This is a genomic window from Cohnella thermotolerans DSM 17683 (genome assembly GCF_000429825.1).
GTDB classification, from domain to species: domain Bacteria; phylum Bacillota; class Bacilli; order Paenibacillales; family Paenibacillaceae; genus Cohnella; species Cohnella thermotolerans.
Genome location: NZ_KE386955.1, coordinates 174,204 through 190,233, shown reverse-complemented (window position 1 = coordinate 190,233; position 16,030 = coordinate 174,204). Strand labels below are relative to the sequence as shown.

The window sequence follows — 16,030 nt, the reverse complement described above, 5'->3', positions numbered from 1 at the left end:
AGAAGCGGGGATGAACGAATTAAACGCATATATTCGCCCGGATCTCTCGGTCGAGCCCGAGTCGGAAGGGCGGTTGACCGGCCTGACGTTTGCGGTGAAGGACGTGTTCGACATCTTCGGCCATACGAGCAGCGCCGGCAATCCGGATTGGCGAAGGACGCACGGCCCGGCCGAGCGTCACGCGCGCGCGGTCTCGCTGCTCGTTCGGGAAGGCGCGAGGCTGCAAGGCTCGACGATGACCGACGAGCTGATGTACAGCCTGCAAGGGGAAAATTACCATTACGGCACGCCGGTCAATCCGCGAGCGTCCGGCCGCGTTCCGGGCGGCTCGTCCAGCGGGTCGGCCGTAGCGGTGGCCGCGGGCGACGTCGATTTCGCTCTCGGCACCGACACCGGCGGTTCGGTCCGGATTCCGTCGGCCTATTGCGGCGTGTTCGGCTTCCGCCCTTGCTTCGGCGAGGTGTCGATGGACGGCGTTATTCCGCTTGCGCCAAGCTTCGATACGGTCGGCTGGATGAGCGCCGAATCGGGCGTCTTGCTCGAAGTGGGGCGGACGCTGCTGGAGAAGCAAGACGCGGACGCGGCAAACGCCGATTTCGAGGGGCTTCTGCTTCCCGAGGAAGCGTGGGCGATGGCCGACGACGATGCGAGGGAGACGCTGCTTGAACAGCTGGGGCGTCTCGCCGGGAGGATGCCGACCGAATGGGTGAAGCTTCCCGGCGGCGATCTGCAAGGTTGGGCCGAGACGTTCCGGACGATTCAGGGCATTGAAATCTGGGAGCAGCACGGGCGGTGGATCCGGTCCGTCCGTCCGGCATTCGGGCCGGGCATCGCCGAGCGCTTCGAATGGGCGAGCACGCTGGCTTCCTCGGACAAAGAGAAGCAGTACGAGAAGAAGCGCGGCATCGGCGAGGCGCTGGCGGCCTTGCTCGGAAGCGGCCGGCTGCTGGCGCTGCCGACCGCGACCGGTGAAGCGCCCCCCCTCGGATTGACGGGCGAGCGGGCGGAGCTGCAGCGGTCCCGGACGATGCAATTGACCTGCATCGCGGGTCTGTCCGGTCTGCCGCAGCTGACTGTTCCCTTCGTCTCCCGAAGCGGCAACCCGATCGGCCTGTCCTTCATCGGCGGCCGCCGGCGGGACTTGGCGCTGCTTCAATGGGTTCACGGGAAGCTGGGCGGAAGGAAGGGCGCGCCATGAGGGCGGCCTCGATCGTTTGGGAAGGCCGGGTGACGGCGGCCATCGAAACGCGAAGCGGCTATGTGCCGATCCGCACGGTGAACGAACGGCTCGGAACGGCCTGGCGCCTGTCGCTCGAAGCGATCCTTCGCAGCGGTCAATGGGAGCGGCTGCGCGCCTGGCATCGGGACAGCGGCGAGAAGAAGCTGGCGTCGCGCCAATCCGACAGTTCTTGATAGCGGACGTTGTCCGCTTTTTTATTTTTTTAAGTTATATTAATGTATTCCGCGGAAAATTTGTTATAGTGGAACAATGAGCTTTTTTTTTAACTAGAGGAGGTCAATCGAGCATGAGCGAAATGCACAAAGATCCGTCGCAGCCCAACCCGGCGGAAGAGTTGGAGCAAGCGGACAAGCCCGAAGCGGAGGATAAGGACGCTCCTCAGGAAGAGCTCGTTCACGAAGCCGAAGCGGAGCTTGAAGCCGGGAAGACCGCAGCAGCGGTTGCGCAGCCGGCGAAACCGATGAAAGCGTGGCCTTGGATGGCGATCGCCGTCATTGCCATCATCGCTCTCGTCGTCGTGCTTATCCGAGAATCCAACGGAGCCGGGATGAACGAGGCGGTCGGGGAGCTGGACGGCAAATCCATCACCCAGAAGGAACTATACGACGATATGGTCAAGACGATGGGCGAAGCCAAAGTCGGCCAGTCGCTGGACCAACTGATGACGTTCAAAATGATCTCCATCGAAGCCGAGAAAACAGGCAAAACGGTCAGCGACGCCGACGTCGACGCTTATATCGCGGAGATCAAGAAGCAGAACGGCATTGAATCCGACGAGGCGTTCAACCAGGCGCTCGCATCCAGCGGCATGACGCTGGATGCGTTCAAGGAGCAGGTCATTCCGCAGCTGGAGCTGCGCCTTATTTTCGACAAGATGCTCGCCCCGACGGAAGACGATTTGAAGGCTTATTACGAGAAAAACAAGGAAAGCTTCGGCACGCCGGAGCAAGTGAAAGCCTCCCACATTCTGCTGAAGACGAAGGCCGAGGCCGAAGAGGTGCTGCAGCAGCTGAAGCAAGGCGCCGACTTTGCGACGCTCGCGAAGGAGAAATCCATCGATACGGGCTCCAAGGACAATGGCGGCGATCTCGGCTACTTCGGCAAAGGCGTCATGAACGAGCAGTTCGAGAAGGCGGCTTTCGCCTTGAAGAAGGGCGAGCTGAGCGGCGTCGTCGAATCGCCGAACGGCTTCCACATCATCAAGGTGACCGATCATAAGGACGCCGTTATCCCGGCGTACGAAGACGTCAAGACGGAAGTGAAGAACAAGTACCTCGACGAGAAAATCAACGAAGGCGTGTCGGACTGGCTTGCGAAGACGAAGAAGGAGCTCGGCTACAAAAACTTCCTGACGAAGGAAGACGCCACCCAGGCCGTGGAATCGCCCGCGCCTTCCGCATCGGCATCGCCGTCTGCGTCCCCGTCCGCCAGCGCATCGGCCAATCCGTAATCCGGAAGCGCCGCGAGTTATCAACAAGACCGTTCCGCCAGGCAAACGCCATGGCCGCGAACGGTCTTTTTTTACTGTCACCGATTCGCCGTCCAGAGACGCCCAAGGGATATGATCCTCGCATCCGGCGGCAAATTCTTAACATTATCTTAAACCTTGCAAAAACGGCCGTGCGAGGGAGGACAAGCGGGGAGGGCTGGGCTATAGTAGGTAATGGGAACATTCCCGATTCCGGCATGGAGGTTCGAACATGGCACGCCGTATTCTGATCGTAGACGACGACCGCGAAATCGCGGGATTGATTGAAATTTATTTGAAAAACGAAGGCTTCGAAACGGCCAAAGCGCACGACGGCGAACAGGCGTTGGCGAGACTTGCCGAAGAACCGTTCGATCTGGTGGTGCTCGATATTATGATGCCGAAGCTGGACGGTCTGGAAGCTTGCCGGCGCATCCGCGAAACGCGCGAATTACCGATTCTGATGGTGAGCGCCAAAGCGGAGGACATGGACAAAATTCTCGGCCTCATGACGGGCGCGGACGATTATCTGATCAAGCCGTTCAATCCGCTCGAGCTGCTGGCGCGGGTCAAATCGCTGCTTCGCCGCTCTTACCAATACAACAAAGGAGTCGCCGACGACGCGGATGAAGCGGTCATCGAGGTCGGTCCGCTCCGCATCGACAGACGGTCCCACCTCGTCGAAGCCGACGGCAAGCCGATCCGGCTGACGTCGACCGAATTCGGCATCCTGGCGCTGCTCGCCGCAAGCCCCGGGCGCGTGTTCAGCGCCGAAGAAATTTTCCAGCAAGTGTGGAAGGAAAAATATTTCGAATCCAATAATACGGTTATGGTCCATATCAGCAAGCTAAGGGACAAGCTGGAGCAGGAAGCCGGCGACAAGCTGATCGTGACGGTGTGGGGGGTCGGCTACAAAATTGACGGCTAAATATACGGCGCGCTTGGCCTGGCGGCTGGTGCTGCAACTGCTGCTGAGCGCGCTGCTCGGCTTGATCACCACGTACGTCGTGCTCGCCGTGCTGCAAAGCCTCTACCGAAGCGGCGATTATTCGCTGCGGAGATATTTTAACGTACTCTTTAACATCCTCGGCGCTTTGCTGGGCGAATCGTCTCTGATTTACGTGGGGACGTTCCTGTTCTCCATCGTGTACATGGTCGTTTTCTCGTGGCGGAAATTCAGCTATATCGGGCAGATGCACCGGGCGATCGAGCACATCGCCGAAGGCCACTTCGACGCGGCCGTTCCCGTCCGCCAGCGGAACGAGCTGACCGATCTGGCGATGCAGACGAACCGTCTCGTCGAGCGCCTCAAGCGCTCGCTGGACGAGGAGCGGCGGGCGGAGCAGACGAAGAACGAACTGATCACGAACGTCTCCCACGATTTGCGCACGCCGCTCACGTCCATTCTCGGTTATTTGGGCCTGATCGAGCAGGACCGCTATCGGGACGAAGTGGAGCTGCGGCATTACGTCTCGATCGCTTACGACAAGTCGCAGCGGCTGCACGTTCTGATCAACGATCTGTTTGAGTACACGCGCATGCGGCACGGGGCGGTCTCCTTGCAGAGGGTACGGATCAATCTGGCGGAAATGATCGGGCAGCTGCTCGTCGACTATCAAATGCCGCTGGCTGAGGCAGGCATGACCGGCTCGGTCGCTTCATCCGGTCCGGATATTGTCGTCATGGGAGATCCGGTCAAGCTGGTGCGCGTCTTCGAGAACCTGCTGTCGAACGCGATGGCTTACGGCAAGGACGGGAAAAAAATCGATTTTGCCGTCTCGCGGCGGGAAGGGGAAGCGGTCGTAGAAGTGACAAATTACGGCGAGCCGATTCCGACGACCGACCTGCCGTACATTTTCGACCGGTTCTATCGCGTCGACAAGTCCCGCTCGGAGAACAGCGGCGGCTCCGGGCTGGGACTCGCGATCGTCAAAAGCCTGGTCGAGCTGCACGGCGGCCGGATCGAGGCGCGGAGCGATTCGAGCCGGACGTCGTTCCTCGTCTATTTGCCGCTCGCCGCGGCTGTGCCGGAGCCAAGCGAAATTTAGGATTTCGCCGGCCCGATGACGACGAACGGCCCTTGTACGCTTCGCCATGAAGCATACAAGGGCCGTTTGCAATTCGTCCTCTCGGGACGGCTTACAGCTTGATTTGAACGGCGGTGCCGACCGATGCCGGCACGACGACGACGCCTTCCGGAGTGGCTTCGAACGTTCCGCCTTCCACGGATTCGACGGAGTCGACGCCGCGAAGCAGCAGGCGCAAGCCGGCAGACGTGCCTTCCGTCGCGAACGCGATCGTGCGGCCGGTGCGGGTTGCCGCCGCTTTGAGCTTCTCGGCGCCACGGACGTCGGTGACGACGGAAGCGGCGGAAGCGCCGTCCTGAAGCGCGAACAGGTGGAACGTCACGCCGCTGGCGTAGTCGTAGTCCGGACGGTTCTCTTCGCTGCCGACCGGAATGAGCGAATTTTCGCGGGCGAACAGCGGCAGGCTCATATAATCGTACTTCTCGTTCCGCCAGACGCCGCCGCTTACTTTCTCGCCGGTCAGGAAGTGGGTCCATTCGCCTTTCGGCAAATAATAAGAGGAGACGCCCTCTTCGTTGAAGATCGGGGCCACGAGCAGGGAATCGCCCAGCATATATTGGCGGTCCAAATAATCCGCCGTCGGATCGTCGCCGAATTCGAGCACCATCGCGCGCATCATCGGGAGGCCGAGGCGGGACGACTGCACGGCTTGCCCGAACAGATACGGCATGAGGCGCAGCTTCAGCTTCGTGAAGACGCGAAGAACGTCGACGGCCTCTTCGTCGAACAGCCACGGCACGCGGTACGACGTGCTGCCGTGCAGGCGGCTATGGCTGGACAGCAAGCCGAACGCCACCCAGCGCTTGTACAGATCCGGCGTCGCGCTCTGCTCGAAGCCGCCGATGTCGTGGCTCCAGAAGCCGAAGCCGGACAAGCCCAGTGAGAGTCCGCCGCGCAAGCTTTCCGCCATCGACTCGTACGTCGCCTCGCAGTCGCCGCCCCAGTGCACCGGGAACTGCTGGCCGCCGGCCGTGGCGGAACGGGCGAACAGGACGGCTTCGCCTTTGCCGCGCTTCTCCTCCAGCACCTCGAAGACGACTTTGTTATATAGCTGCGTGTAATAGTTGTGCATTTGCATCGGATCGGAACCGTCGAAGTAGACGACATCGGTCGGAATCCGCTCGCCGAAGTCGGTCTTGAACGAATCGACGCCCATGTCGACCAGCGCGCGCAGCTTGTCTCCGAACCACTTGCAGGCGTCCGGATTCGTAAAGTCGACGAGACCCATGCCGTATTGCCACATATCCCATTGCCAGACGCTGCCGTCCGGACGCTTCAGCAGATAGCCGCGCTCCATCCCTTCGTCGAACAGCGGCGAACGCTGCGCGATGTATGGGTTGATCCAGACGCAGATGTGCAGCCCTTTCGCTTTCAGACGCTCAAGCATGCCTTTCGGATCGGGGAACACCCGCTCGTCCCATTCGAAGTCGCACCACTGGTACTCCTTCATCCAGAAGCAGTCGAAGTGGAAGACGGCCAGCGGCAAATCGCGCTGCGCCATGCCGTCGATGAAGCTGTTCACGGTCGCTTCGTCGTAATCGGTCGTGAACGAGGTCGTCAGCCACAGACCGAACGACCAGGCGGGAGGCAGAGCCGGCTTGCCGGTAAGCGTCGTGTAATTCGACAGAACGCTCTTCATCGAGTCCCCGCCGATCAGGAAGTACTCCAGCATTTCGCCCGCGACGCTGAATTGCGTTTTGGACACCTTCTCCGAGGCGACCTCGAAGGAGACGAGCTCGGGATGGTTGACGAAGACGCCGTAACCGCGGTTGGTGATGTAGAAAGGAATGTTCTTGTACGCCTGCTCCGATGCCGTACCGCCGTCCTGGTTCCAGATGTCGACGACCTGGCCGTTCTTGACGAAGGCCGAGAATCGTTCGCCCAGGCCGTATACGGTCTCGCCGACGGCCAGGTTGAGCTGCTCGCGGAAATGGTGGTTGCCGTCCGCGGCTTTGATATAAGCGGTCTGGCGCGTGCCGCTGCCCGTCAGCGTGCGGCCTTTGTACGTATACGTAATCCTGACGGGGTGCCGCTTCGTAATCGTCACCGTCGTGTCGCCGCTCGTCAAGCTGACGAAGTCGTCGTTGTTCACCACTTCCACCGGCGCATGGCCTTGCACGAGCAGCGGGAACGAGGAGGGGCCGGAGCGCTTTTGCCCCTTGTGGTGGTAAAACTTCGCTTTAATGACGTCCTTCATCGGCGAGGAGAATTCCATCGTCATGAGCGGCTCGTTCAGCGTGTTGCCCCGGTGCTCCAGGTGGCGGTGCGTGGCGAACACCGTGATCGCGTTCGCGCCGACGCGCACGTCGTGAATTTCGTAAGGGCTCAAAATTTCGTAGCCCGGCTTGGTCATCCAATATCCGTCGCTAAATTTCATGCGTGATGGCTTCCTTTCTTGGCAAGTGTCGTATAGCCGATTACAATGACATTATACTGATTTTTGAGCGTATTCTCTTGCAGTTTTACGCTTTCATTTAACACGATTCTGATATTTGGAGAGATCTTCGATGAATTTAAGGCATTTGCGCGAAAATCGCCGGCACGGAGAACCGGGGTTTCCGGTCGGGATCTACGCTATGGAGGATCAGTCCGGGCAGCCGCTGCTGGAAATGCATTGGCACGAGGAAGCGGAATTTCTTCTCGTCGAGAGCGGGCAGGCGTTGTTCCGCATCGGCGCCGCCGAGATCGAGCTGCGCGCCGGCGAAGCGGTCTTCGTTCCGGGCGGGGAACTGCACGGGGCTTTCGAGCTGGAAGGGGCGGCCTGTTCCTACAAGGCGATCGTCTTCGACATGGACTGGCTGATCGACGCCAAGGACGGCTTCTCGTCCCGGTTTTTGCAGCCGCTCCGCCGGGGACGCATCGCGCTGAACGTTCCGATTGCCGGGGATACGGAATGGGGAGCCAAAGCGCTGGAAGGGCTGGCGCGGCTGTTCGCGCTCGACGCTTCGCCGGACCCGGCCCGCGAGATGCGGGTCAAAGCCGGCCTTTATATGCTGCTGGCGGAATTCTGGACCTCCGGCGCGTGGAGCGCGCGTCAGGCCGAACTGCCGTCGGACGTTCGCGTCGTGGAGCGGCTCAAGGAGGCGCTGACGTATATCGACAACCATTACGGACGCAAGCTGACCGTCCGCGAGCTGGCCGCCGCGGCCGGCATGAGCGAAGGGCATTTCAGCCGCACGTTCAAGTCGTACATGGGCAAGACGCCGGTCGAGTATATCAATCATTTCCGGCTTCGGCACGCGGCGGCCCGTCTCGCCGGAGCCGATCTGACCGTAGGCGAAGCGGCGATCGAAGCGGGGTTCGACAACTTCAGCTATTTTAGCAAAATGTTCCGTTCCTTATTCCAATGCAGCCCTTCCGAGTACCGGCGGATCGCCCATTCGGCGGCCCAGGGCAGAGCGTCTTCCGGCGAGGCCGATCATTAAAAAACTCCTTCGCCGCCTGCCGGCGGGAAGGAGTCTGAAGATGGCAAAGTAGCGGCGCTTATTCGGCGGTGCTGCCGTTCCGTTCGCCCGCAGCGCCGGGAGGGCGCTGCCGCTTGGGCCGGAAGCGGGACGACAGGTAATTGTGCTTGCGGTCGCGGAAAAAAATCCAGCCGCCGATGAATCCCACGCCTAGAATAAACAAGACGAAACCGATTGCAAACGAAAGCCATGCAAACTTCGGCGTCGTCAATTCGACGTTCCCGAGCTGCGCGAAATAGTCGAATAAGGCGTCCTTCATAAGCAGGAATCCATAAGCTGCAGCCAATCCCGGTACGACAAGCAGCAAAATGGCGATCAGGCGGGAAATGACAAGCTTCACGAAACGGCCCTCCTTCCATCCCTTCTATCATACCGATTTTCTCCAAACCTGTCCACCTGTACCGAGCTTCGGAGCCGCTCCGTTTCCGGCTTTGTCCCGCGTCCGAAAAAAAGGTAGAATAGAGAGCGAGTCTACATAGGTCATGATGAATCAGGAAAAACGGATGCGATCGGAGGAATGCGACCATGCCCATCGAGGTGGATGTCGCCGTGCTGGGCGGCGGCCCCGGAGGCTATACGGCGGCGGTTCGGGCGGCCCAGGCCGGGAAGAGCGTCGCCATTATCGAGAAGGACAAGCTTGGAGGCACTTGTTTGCATAGAGGCTGCATACCGTCGAAGTCGCTGCTTCGCAGCGCGGAGGTGTTCGCGACGATTCGGGAAGCCGCCGCATACGGCATTCGCATGCCGAAAGGGGAAGCGGGCGTCGAATGGAGCGGCGTCATGTCCCGCAAAAGCGCGATCGTGGAGCAGCTTCACAGAGGGCTGCAGGCGCTGATGGCCCAGCACCGCATTCAGGTCGTGCGCGGCTCCGGCCGGATTATCGGCCCGTCGATTTTCTCCCCGCGCAGCGGGGCGGTGGCGGTCGAGCTGGCGGACGGGGAATCCGAGACGGTCGTGCCGCGCCATTTGATCGTCGCGACAGGCTCGCGTCCGCGGCGGCTGGAAGGCGTTCCGTACGACGGAAAGACGGTCGTGACGAGCGACGAAGCGTTGGAATGGCCGTCCTTGCCGGCTTCGGCGATCATCGTCGGCGGCGGCGTCATCGGCGTCGAGTGGGCGTCGATGCTGAGCGACTTCGGATGCAAGGTGACGCTGGTGGAGACGGCCGACCGGATCGTTCCCGGCGAAGACAGGGACGTCTCGAACGAGTTGGCCAAGCTGCTGAAGAAGCGGGGCGTGGTCATTTACGCGGGAGCGAAGCTGGACGTGTCGTCCTTCAAAGTAGCGGAAGGCTCGGTCGAGGCGGAGATTGCCGTCGGGAGCGGAAAGATTGCGCTCGCCGCGGAGCGCATGCTCGTCTCCGTCGGCCGTCAGGGCAACGTGGAAGACCAGGGCTTCGAGAACACGGACATCCGGACGGAGAACGGCTTCGTCAAGGTCAATCCGGCGACCCTGCAGACCGGCGAGCCGCACATTTACGCGATCGGCGACTGCATCGGCGGGGTGCAGCTGGCTCACGCGGCCATGCACGAAGCGGCGGTGGCGGTCGACCATCTGCTCGGGCGCGCGCAGGCGACGAGCCGGGCGGAGGGCCGCGACGTTCCCCGCTGCATCTACTCCCGCCCGGAGGCGGCCGCCATCGGCTGGAGCGAAGCGGCCGCCAAGGCGAACGGCTTCGACGTGAAGACGGCCAAAATTCCGCTGCGCATTCTGGGCAAGGCTCTCGTATACGGGGAACCGGAAGGCTTCGCGAAAGTCGTCGCCGACAAGGCGACCGGCGATCTGCTCGGCGTCCATCTGGTCGGGGCGCATGCGACCGATCTGATCGCCGAGGCGTCGCTCGCCAAGCTGCTCGACGCCGTGCCCTGGGAGATCGGCAGGGCGATTCACCCGCATCCGACGCTGTCGGAAGCGCTGCAGGAAGTGATGGCGGCGCTGGACGGCTCGGCCGCGCACGGCTGATCGGAAGGCAAACGGACGTTCAATCCGGGACATTTTCCTCTGCCCGCGGGTTGGACGTTCCTTTTTGGAACGGAAGAAGGTATAATGAGTTTTAAGTTCAAGTATTAAGACCAGGTTTTAACACTATATCATAGACTGGAGGAGCGATCCTTGACCCAGATCGGTTCCGTTCGGAACGAGACCCGTCACGCCGCGTTGGGGCTGACGGACGAGAAGGTCGTACGGATGTACGAAATCATGGTGCTGGCCCGCAAATTCGACGAACGGGCTCAATTGCTCCAGAGAGCCGGGAAAGTCAACTTTCACATCTCGGGCGTCAACCAGGAGCCGGCGCAGGTCGCCATGGCGTTCGCGATGGACAAGGAAAAGGACTGGTTCCTGCCTTATTACCGGGATTACGCGTTCGTGCTTTCCGCAGGGATGACCGTCAAAGAACTGATGCTGTCCTTATTCGCCAAAGGCGAGGACCCGAACAGCGCCGGCCGCCAGATGCCGGGCCACTTCGGCTGCAAGCGGCTGCGCATCGTCACGGGCTCGAGCCCCGTTACGACGCAGGTGCCCCATGCGGTCGGATTCGCGCTCGCCGCCAAGATGCGGGGAGAGCCGTCCGTCTCGCTCGTCTCCTTCGGGGAAGGCTCGAGCAATCAGGGCGACTTCCACGAAGGCTGCAATTTCGCGGGCGTCATGAAGCTGCCCGTCATTTTCGTCTGCCAGAACAACGGTTACGCCATTTCGGTTCCGTTCTCCAAACAGTCGGCCGGACGCATCAGCGACCGCGCGCTCGGCTACGGCTTCCCCGGCTACCGGGTCGACGGCTACGACCCGTTTGAAGTGTACCGCGTGTTCAAGGAAGCGCACGAACGGGCCCTCGCCGGCGAAGGCCCGACGCTCGTCGAAGTGATGACGTACCGCGTCTCGCCGCACTCCACGTCGGACAACGATATGGCGTACCGGACGAAGGAAGAGGTCGATTTTCACCGGGGCAAGGACGCCATTCCGGCTTTCCGGCAATATCTGGAGGAGCACGGGCTGTGGTCGGAGGAGCGGGAGAAGGCGCTGCTGGCCGACATCCGCAAGGAGATCGACGAAGCGACCGAATACGGGGAGCGCGCGCCTTTCCAACCGGTGCAGGACGCCTTCCGCTACGTCTATGCCGAAGCTTCGGCCGAGGAGGTGCGGTAATGCCGGTTATCGAATATATCGAAGCGATCCGGACGGCGATGAAGGAAGAGATGGAGCGCGACGAACGCGTCTTCGTCATGGGCGAGGACGTCGGGCTCAAGGGCGGCGTCTTCGGCGCGACCAAAGGGCTGCAGCAGCAGTTCGGCGAGCTGCGTTCGCTCGACACGCCGCTGGCGGAATCCGCCATCGCGGGCGTCGCGATCGGCGCCGCCATGGCCGGCATGCGGCCGATTGCGGAAATGCAATATTCGGACTTCATGTTTCCGGCCACGAACCAGATCATTAGCGAAGCGGCCAAAATCCGCTACCGCTCCAACAACGACTGGGACTGCCCGCTCGTCATCCGCGCGCCGATCGGCGGCGGCGTATTCGGCGGTCTGTACCATTCGCAATGCCCGGAATCGGTTTTCTTCGGCACGCCGGGACTGAAGATCGTCGCCCCCGCGACCGCCTACGACGCGAAAGGCTTGCTGCTGGCCGCGATCCGCGATCCGGATCCGGTTCTGTTCTTCGAGAACAAGAAGTGCTACCGGCTGATCGCGGACGAGGTGCCCGAGGGCGATTACACGGTGCCGATCGGCAAGTCGAACGTCATGCGCGAAGGCTCCGACATAACCGTCATCGGTTACAGCATGCCGCTTCACTTTGCGATGCAGGCCGCGGAGGAGCTGTCGCGGGAGGAAGGGATCGAAGCGCACATTCTCGACCTGCGCACGATTCAGCCGCTAGACCGGGAAGGCATTCTGGAGGCGGCTGCCCGCACGGGCAAAGTGCTGATCGTCCATGAGGACAACAAGACCGGCGGCGTCGGCGCGGAAGTGGCGGCCATCATCTCGGAAGAGCTGCTCTACGATCTGGATGCGCCGATCCGCCGCCTGTGCGGTCCCGACGTTCCGGCGATGCCGATCAATCCGCCCGGAGAGAAGCATTTCATGCTGAACAAGGACAAGCTTAAAGCCGCGATGCTGGATTTGGCCCGGTTTTAAAGCGCTGAAGGAGAGAACCCGATGCCGAAGCAAACGGTAGAAGTCATCATGCCGCAACTCGCGGAATCGCTCGTATCCGCCACGATCGACCGCTGGCTCAAGGAGCCGGGGCAGGAAGTGGAGATGTACGAGCCGCTGTGCGAGCTGATCACCGACAAAGTGAACGCGGAGCTTCCTTCGACGGCGAAGGGAATTCTCGTGAAAATATTGGTAGGCGCCGGCGAGACGGTCGACGTCGGCACGCCGGTCTGTCTGATCGAGACGGAAGCGGAAGCTGCGGCGGACAGCGCCCCCACTGGCGGGGCCGAATCGCCTGCGGCGGCCGCGCAGCCCGTCGAAGCCGCCTCCGCGCGGCCGGCGGCGCCGCTCATGCCCGCCGCGTTCGACCCCGACGCGCCGATGCGCCACCGCTATTCGCCGGCGGTGCAGAAGCTGGCGGCGGAGCACAGCATCGACCTGAGCCGTGTGCGCGGCACCGGCATGGGCGGGCGCATTACGCGCAAGGACGTGCTGGAAGCCGCCCGGAAGGGGACCGCGGGCTTCGCCGCGGCCGTCGCGCCGGCGGCCGCTGCGCCCGCCGAGCGCGAGGCGGCGAAGGTGCCGATGGACCCGAAGGTGCCGGTTCGCACGACGGGGCTGCACCTGTCCGAGACGATTCGCATTCCGACCGTCGAGGAAGAAGGGCAGGAGGTTCCGGGCCGGGGCGAGTACATTATCGACGTGACGCCCGTGCGCAATTCGATCGCCACGAAGATGCGCCAGAGCGCCAGCGAGATTCCCCACGGCTGGATGATGATCGAAGTCGACGTCACCAACCTCGTGCTGCTGCGCAACAAGCTGAAGGAGGAGTTCAGCCGGCAGGAAGGCATCAATTTGACGTACATGCCGTTCCTGTGCAAAGCGACCGTCAACGCGATCAAGGATTACCCGATCATGAACTCGGTGTGGGCGACGGACAAAATTATCGTCAAGCGCGACATCAACCTGTCGCTGGCCGTCGGGACGGAGGATTCCGTCATTACGCCGGTCATCCGTAACGCCGACCAGAAGAACATTGCCGGCCTCGCCCACGAGATTCACGATCTGGCCCGCCGCACGCGCGAAGGGAAGATCAAGCTCAGCGACTTGCAGGGCGGAACGTTTACCGTCAACAACACGGGCGCGTTCGGCTCCATCCTGTCGCAGCCGATCATCAATTATCCGCAAGCGGCCATTCTGACGTTCGAATCGATCGTGAAGAAGCCGGTCGTCATCAACGACATGATCGGCGTCCGCTCGATGGTCAACATTTGCCTGTCGCTCGACCACCGCATTCTCGACGGCGTCATTTGCGGAAGATTTCTGCAGCGCGTCAAGGAGAATCTGGAGAGCTACAATCTGGATACGAAATTATACTAACGTCGAGGAGGCTGCCTGTCCGCCCTATGGCCGGATGGGGCAGCTTCTTTGGTTGGAAGGCGTCGCTGCGGGAGTCGACGCCGCGGCAAGGGCCTGCGTGCGGTTCATGCGGCGTTGGCCGTTGGCCGTTTGCGGCTTGCACAGCGGTTGGGCTAAAATGAAAAGCGTAGGTTTTATTGAGTTGATGGGGATTCGGATCACCAAAAGGAGGCGCGGAGCTTGGATAAACGGTTGGAATTCGCTTATTTGTCGCGGACGGACTACGGCGAGGCCTGGGAGCTGCAGAAAAGTCTGGTGCGCCAGATCGACAAGGAAGAGAGGCCGGATACGCTGCTGATGCTGGAGCATCCGCCGACCTACACGATCGGCACCGACCGCCATCCGGAGCATTTGCTTTACGGCCCGGAGGAGCTGGAGCGGCGCGGCATTCAAGTGTTCCAAATCGATCGCGGCGGCGACATTACGTATCACGGGCCCGGCCAACTGGTCGGCTATCCCTTGCTGTATCTGGATGCGGTCGGATTGGATTTGCACGCCTATTTGCGCAATCTGGAGGAAGCCATCATCGGTTTGCTGGCCGAATTCGGCATCGAGGGCGGCCGGAAGCCCGAATATACGGGCGTGTGGGTAGGCGACGAGAAAATCGCCGCCATCGGCGTCAAATTCAACCGGGCGCGAACGAGAAAAGGCTTCGTGACGAGCCACGGCTTCGCGCTCAACGTGAAGCGCAACGTGGAGCAGGACGGGTTCCAGGGCATCATTCCGTGCGGGATTGCCGAATACGGCGTGACGTCGCTGGAGAAGCTGACCGGCGAGAAGTTCGATGTCGAGCGGATCGGCGAGCGGCTGCTTCCGCATTTCGGGCGGGTGTTCGGTTACGGCGAGATCGTCAGCTCAGAATCGATCCGAGCGACACCAGCACGGTAGAAGCGATCATGGCGAACAGCATGACGTAGACGACGATTTTGAACCACCGGTTGCTCATCGAATCATTCCTTTGACTTGGATTTGGAAAAAGAACATTCATCGGTATCTATTGTACCTTATACGGACGAGGGAGGAAAACGTCGTGGTGGAGCGGCAGCGAATCGTCGACGAATTTATGGAATTGGTCCGAATCGATAGCGAGACGCGCTTCGAGAAGGAGATCAGTGTCGTTCTCCGCGGCAAATTCGAAGCGCTCGGCCTTGCGGTGACGGAGGACGACGCGGCCGAGAAGACGGGCCACGGCGCGGGCAATCTGTTCGCGTGGCTTCCGGCGTCGGAAGGGAGGGAGAACGTTCCGGCATTGCTGTTCACGTCGCATATGGACACCGTGACGCCGGGGAAGGGAATCAAGCCGCGGCTGGACGACGACGGCTACATCCGGAGCGACGGAACGACGATTCTCGGCAGCGACGACAAGGCGGGCCTTGCGGCGATGTTCGAGGCGCTGCGCGTCATTCGCGAACGCGGGCTGCCGCACGGCCCGATTCAGTTCGTTGTCACCGTCGGCGAAGAATCGAGCCTTGCCGGCTCGCGGGCGCTGGACGCAAGCCGCCTGCGGGCGAGGTACGGGTTCGCGCTCGATTCGAACGGCCGGGTCGGCGACATCGTCGTCGCGGCCCCGACACAGGCGAAAATCGCGATTGCGTTTCGCGGCAAATCCGCCCATGCGGGCGTCAACCCCGAGGACGGCATCAGCGCGATCGAGGTCGCCTCGAAGGCGATTGCGCGCATGCCGCTAGGCCGCATCGACAGCGAGACGACCGCCAATGTCGGCAAAATCGAAGGCGGCGGGCCGACCAATGTCGTCTGCGATTACGTGAAGATCGACGCGGAGGCCAGGAGTCTTGTGCGGGAGAAGTTGGACGCCCAGATTGCCGCAATGCGCGAAGCGGCCGAATCGGCCGCCGCGGAATTCGGCGCGCAGGCGGAATTCGAGAGCAGGATCGTCTACCCGGCGTTTCGCTTCAGGGAGGACGACGAGGTGGTGCGGATCGCGAAGGACGCGATCGCGAGCATCGGGCTCACCCCGCGCCCGTTCCAATCGGGCGGCGGCAGCGACGCCAACGTGTTCAACGGCAAAGGGGTGCCGACCGTCAATCTGGCCGTCGGCTACGAGCATATCCATACGACGAAGGAGCGTATCCTGGCCGACAACCTGGTCAAGACGACGGAGCTCGTCCTTGCCATCGTCGGCGAGGCGCTGAAGCGCGGCTGATCGCCGGCGCGCAATATCGATTTTCGATATTGCAGCCCCG

Annotated in this window: 15 protein-coding genes; 12 read left to right on the top strand and 3 right to left on the bottom strand. The window is 61.6% G+C overall.

Going from position 1 to position 16,030, the window contains the following annotated elements; all coding sequences use genetic code 11:
- Nucleotides 1-10 precede the first annotated feature (10 nt).
- The 5 genes from G485_RS0118555 (at nucleotide 11) to G485_RS0118535 (ending at nucleotide 4,756) form a co-directional block, all read left to right on the top strand.
- The gene (locus G485_RS0118555; protein ID WP_027093747.1) at nucleotides 11-1,198 is read left to right on the top strand and encodes an amidase; all 1,188 of its coding nucleotides are present in this window, start codon (nucleotides 11-13) and stop codon (nucleotides 1,196-1,198) included.
- On the top strand, nucleotides 1,195-1,413 hold the full coding sequence (locus G485_RS0118550; RefSeq protein ID WP_027093746.1) for a hypothetical protein: 219 nt from the start codon (nucleotides 1,195-1,197) through the stop codon (nucleotides 1,411-1,413). Before G485_RS0118555 ends, G485_RS0118550 begins: the two co-directional genes overlap by 4 nt.
- A 113-nt stretch (nucleotides 1,414-1,526) precedes the next feature.
- The gene (locus tag G485_RS27285) at nucleotides 1,527-2,690 is read left to right on the top strand and encodes a peptidylprolyl isomerase (protein WP_051318398.1); all 1,164 of its coding nucleotides are present in this window, start codon (nucleotides 1,527-1,529) and stop codon (nucleotides 2,688-2,690) included.
- Nucleotides 2,691-2,940: 250 nt separating this feature from the next.
- Nucleotides 2,941-3,636 carry a response regulator transcription factor gene (locus tag G485_RS0118540; protein ID WP_027093745.1) on the top strand — a complete coding sequence of 232 codons (696 nt, stop codon included), beginning with the start codon at nucleotides 2,941-2,943 and terminating at the stop codon, nucleotides 3,634-3,636.
- On the top strand, nucleotides 3,626-4,756 hold the full coding sequence (locus G485_RS0118535) for a sensor histidine kinase (RefSeq protein WP_035157186.1): 1,131 nt from the start codon (nucleotides 3,626-3,628) through the stop codon (nucleotides 4,754-4,756). The genes G485_RS0118540 and G485_RS0118535 overlap by 11 nt, the downstream gene beginning before the upstream one ends.
- Nucleotides 4,757-4,847: 91 nt before the next feature.
- On the opposite strand, the gene yicI is transcribed toward G485_RS0118535, so the two are convergent.
- A complete protein-coding gene (gene yicI / locus G485_RS0118530; protein WP_027093743.1) occupies nucleotides 4,848-7,172 on the bottom strand; it encodes an alpha-xylosidase in 2,325 nt (774 codons plus the stop codon).
- A gap of 130 nt (nucleotides 7,173-7,302) precedes the next feature.
- Here yicI and G485_RS0118525 point away from each other — a divergent pair, with 130 nt between their 5' ends.
- A complete protein-coding gene (locus G485_RS0118525; RefSeq protein WP_027093742.1) occupies nucleotides 7,303-8,220 on the top strand; it encodes an AraC family transcriptional regulator in 918 nt (305 codons plus the stop codon).
- A gap of 58 nt (nucleotides 8,221-8,278) precedes the next feature.
- Here the strand turns inward: G485_RS0118525 and G485_RS0118520 are convergent, their stop codons facing one another.
- Nucleotides 8,279-8,599: a DUF2627 domain-containing protein gene (locus G485_RS0118520; RefSeq protein ID WP_027093741.1), complete on the bottom strand. Its 321-nt coding sequence runs from the start codon at nucleotides 8,597-8,599 to the stop codon at nucleotides 8,279-8,281.
- A 185-nt stretch (nucleotides 8,600-8,784) separates the two neighbouring features.
- On the opposite strand from G485_RS0118520, the gene lpdA reads away from it, so the two are divergent.
- The 5 genes from lpdA (at nucleotide 8,785) to lipB (ending at nucleotide 14,714) form a co-directional block, all read left to right on the top strand.
- Complete coding sequence (lpdA, locus tag G485_RS0118515; RefSeq protein ID WP_027093740.1) at nucleotides 8,785-10,221, top strand: dihydrolipoyl dehydrogenase; 1,437 nt, start codon at nucleotides 8,785-8,787, stop codon at nucleotides 10,219-10,221.
- Nucleotides 10,222-10,371: 150 nt separating this feature from the next.
- Nucleotides 10,372-11,403 carry a thiamine pyrophosphate-dependent dehydrogenase E1 component subunit alpha gene (locus tag G485_RS0118510; RefSeq protein WP_027093739.1) on the top strand — a complete coding sequence of 344 codons (1,032 nt, stop codon included), beginning with the start codon at nucleotides 10,372-10,374 and terminating at the stop codon, nucleotides 11,401-11,403.
- Nucleotides 11,403-12,389 (top strand): alpha-ketoacid dehydrogenase subunit beta, encoded by a 987-nt coding sequence (locus G485_RS0118505; RefSeq protein ID WP_027093738.1) that lies wholly within the window; start codon nucleotides 11,403-11,405, stop codon nucleotides 12,387-12,389. Before G485_RS0118510 ends, G485_RS0118505 begins: the two co-directional genes overlap by 1 nt.
- Nucleotides 12,390-12,410: 21 nt before the next feature.
- Nucleotides 12,411-13,787, top strand: a complete 1,377-nt coding sequence (locus G485_RS0118500; protein ID WP_027093737.1) for a dihydrolipoamide acetyltransferase family protein — start codon at nucleotides 12,411-12,413, stop codon at nucleotides 13,785-13,787.
- A gap of 219 nt (nucleotides 13,788-14,006) precedes the next feature.
- Entirely contained in the window at nucleotides 14,007-14,714 is a 708-nt protein-coding gene (lipB, locus tag G485_RS0118495) for a lipoyl(octanoyl) transferase LipB (protein ID WP_027093736.1), read from the top strand.
- Here the strand turns inward: lipB and prli42 are convergent.
- Entirely contained in the window at nucleotides 14,677-14,772 is a 96-nt protein-coding gene (gene prli42, locus G485_RS30125; RefSeq protein WP_156922479.1) for a stressosome-associated protein Prli42, read from the bottom strand. The genes lipB and prli42 overlap by 38 nt on opposite strands.
- A gap of 84 nt (nucleotides 14,773-14,856) precedes the next feature.
- Here prli42 and G485_RS0118485 point away from each other — a divergent pair, with 84 nt between their 5' ends.
- Nucleotides 14,857-15,990, top strand: coding sequence for a M20/M25/M40 family metallo-hydrolase (locus G485_RS0118485; protein ID WP_027093735.1), 1,134 nt, complete (start codon nucleotides 14,857-14,859; stop codon nucleotides 15,988-15,990).
- Nucleotides 15,991-16,030 lie beyond the last annotated feature (40 nt).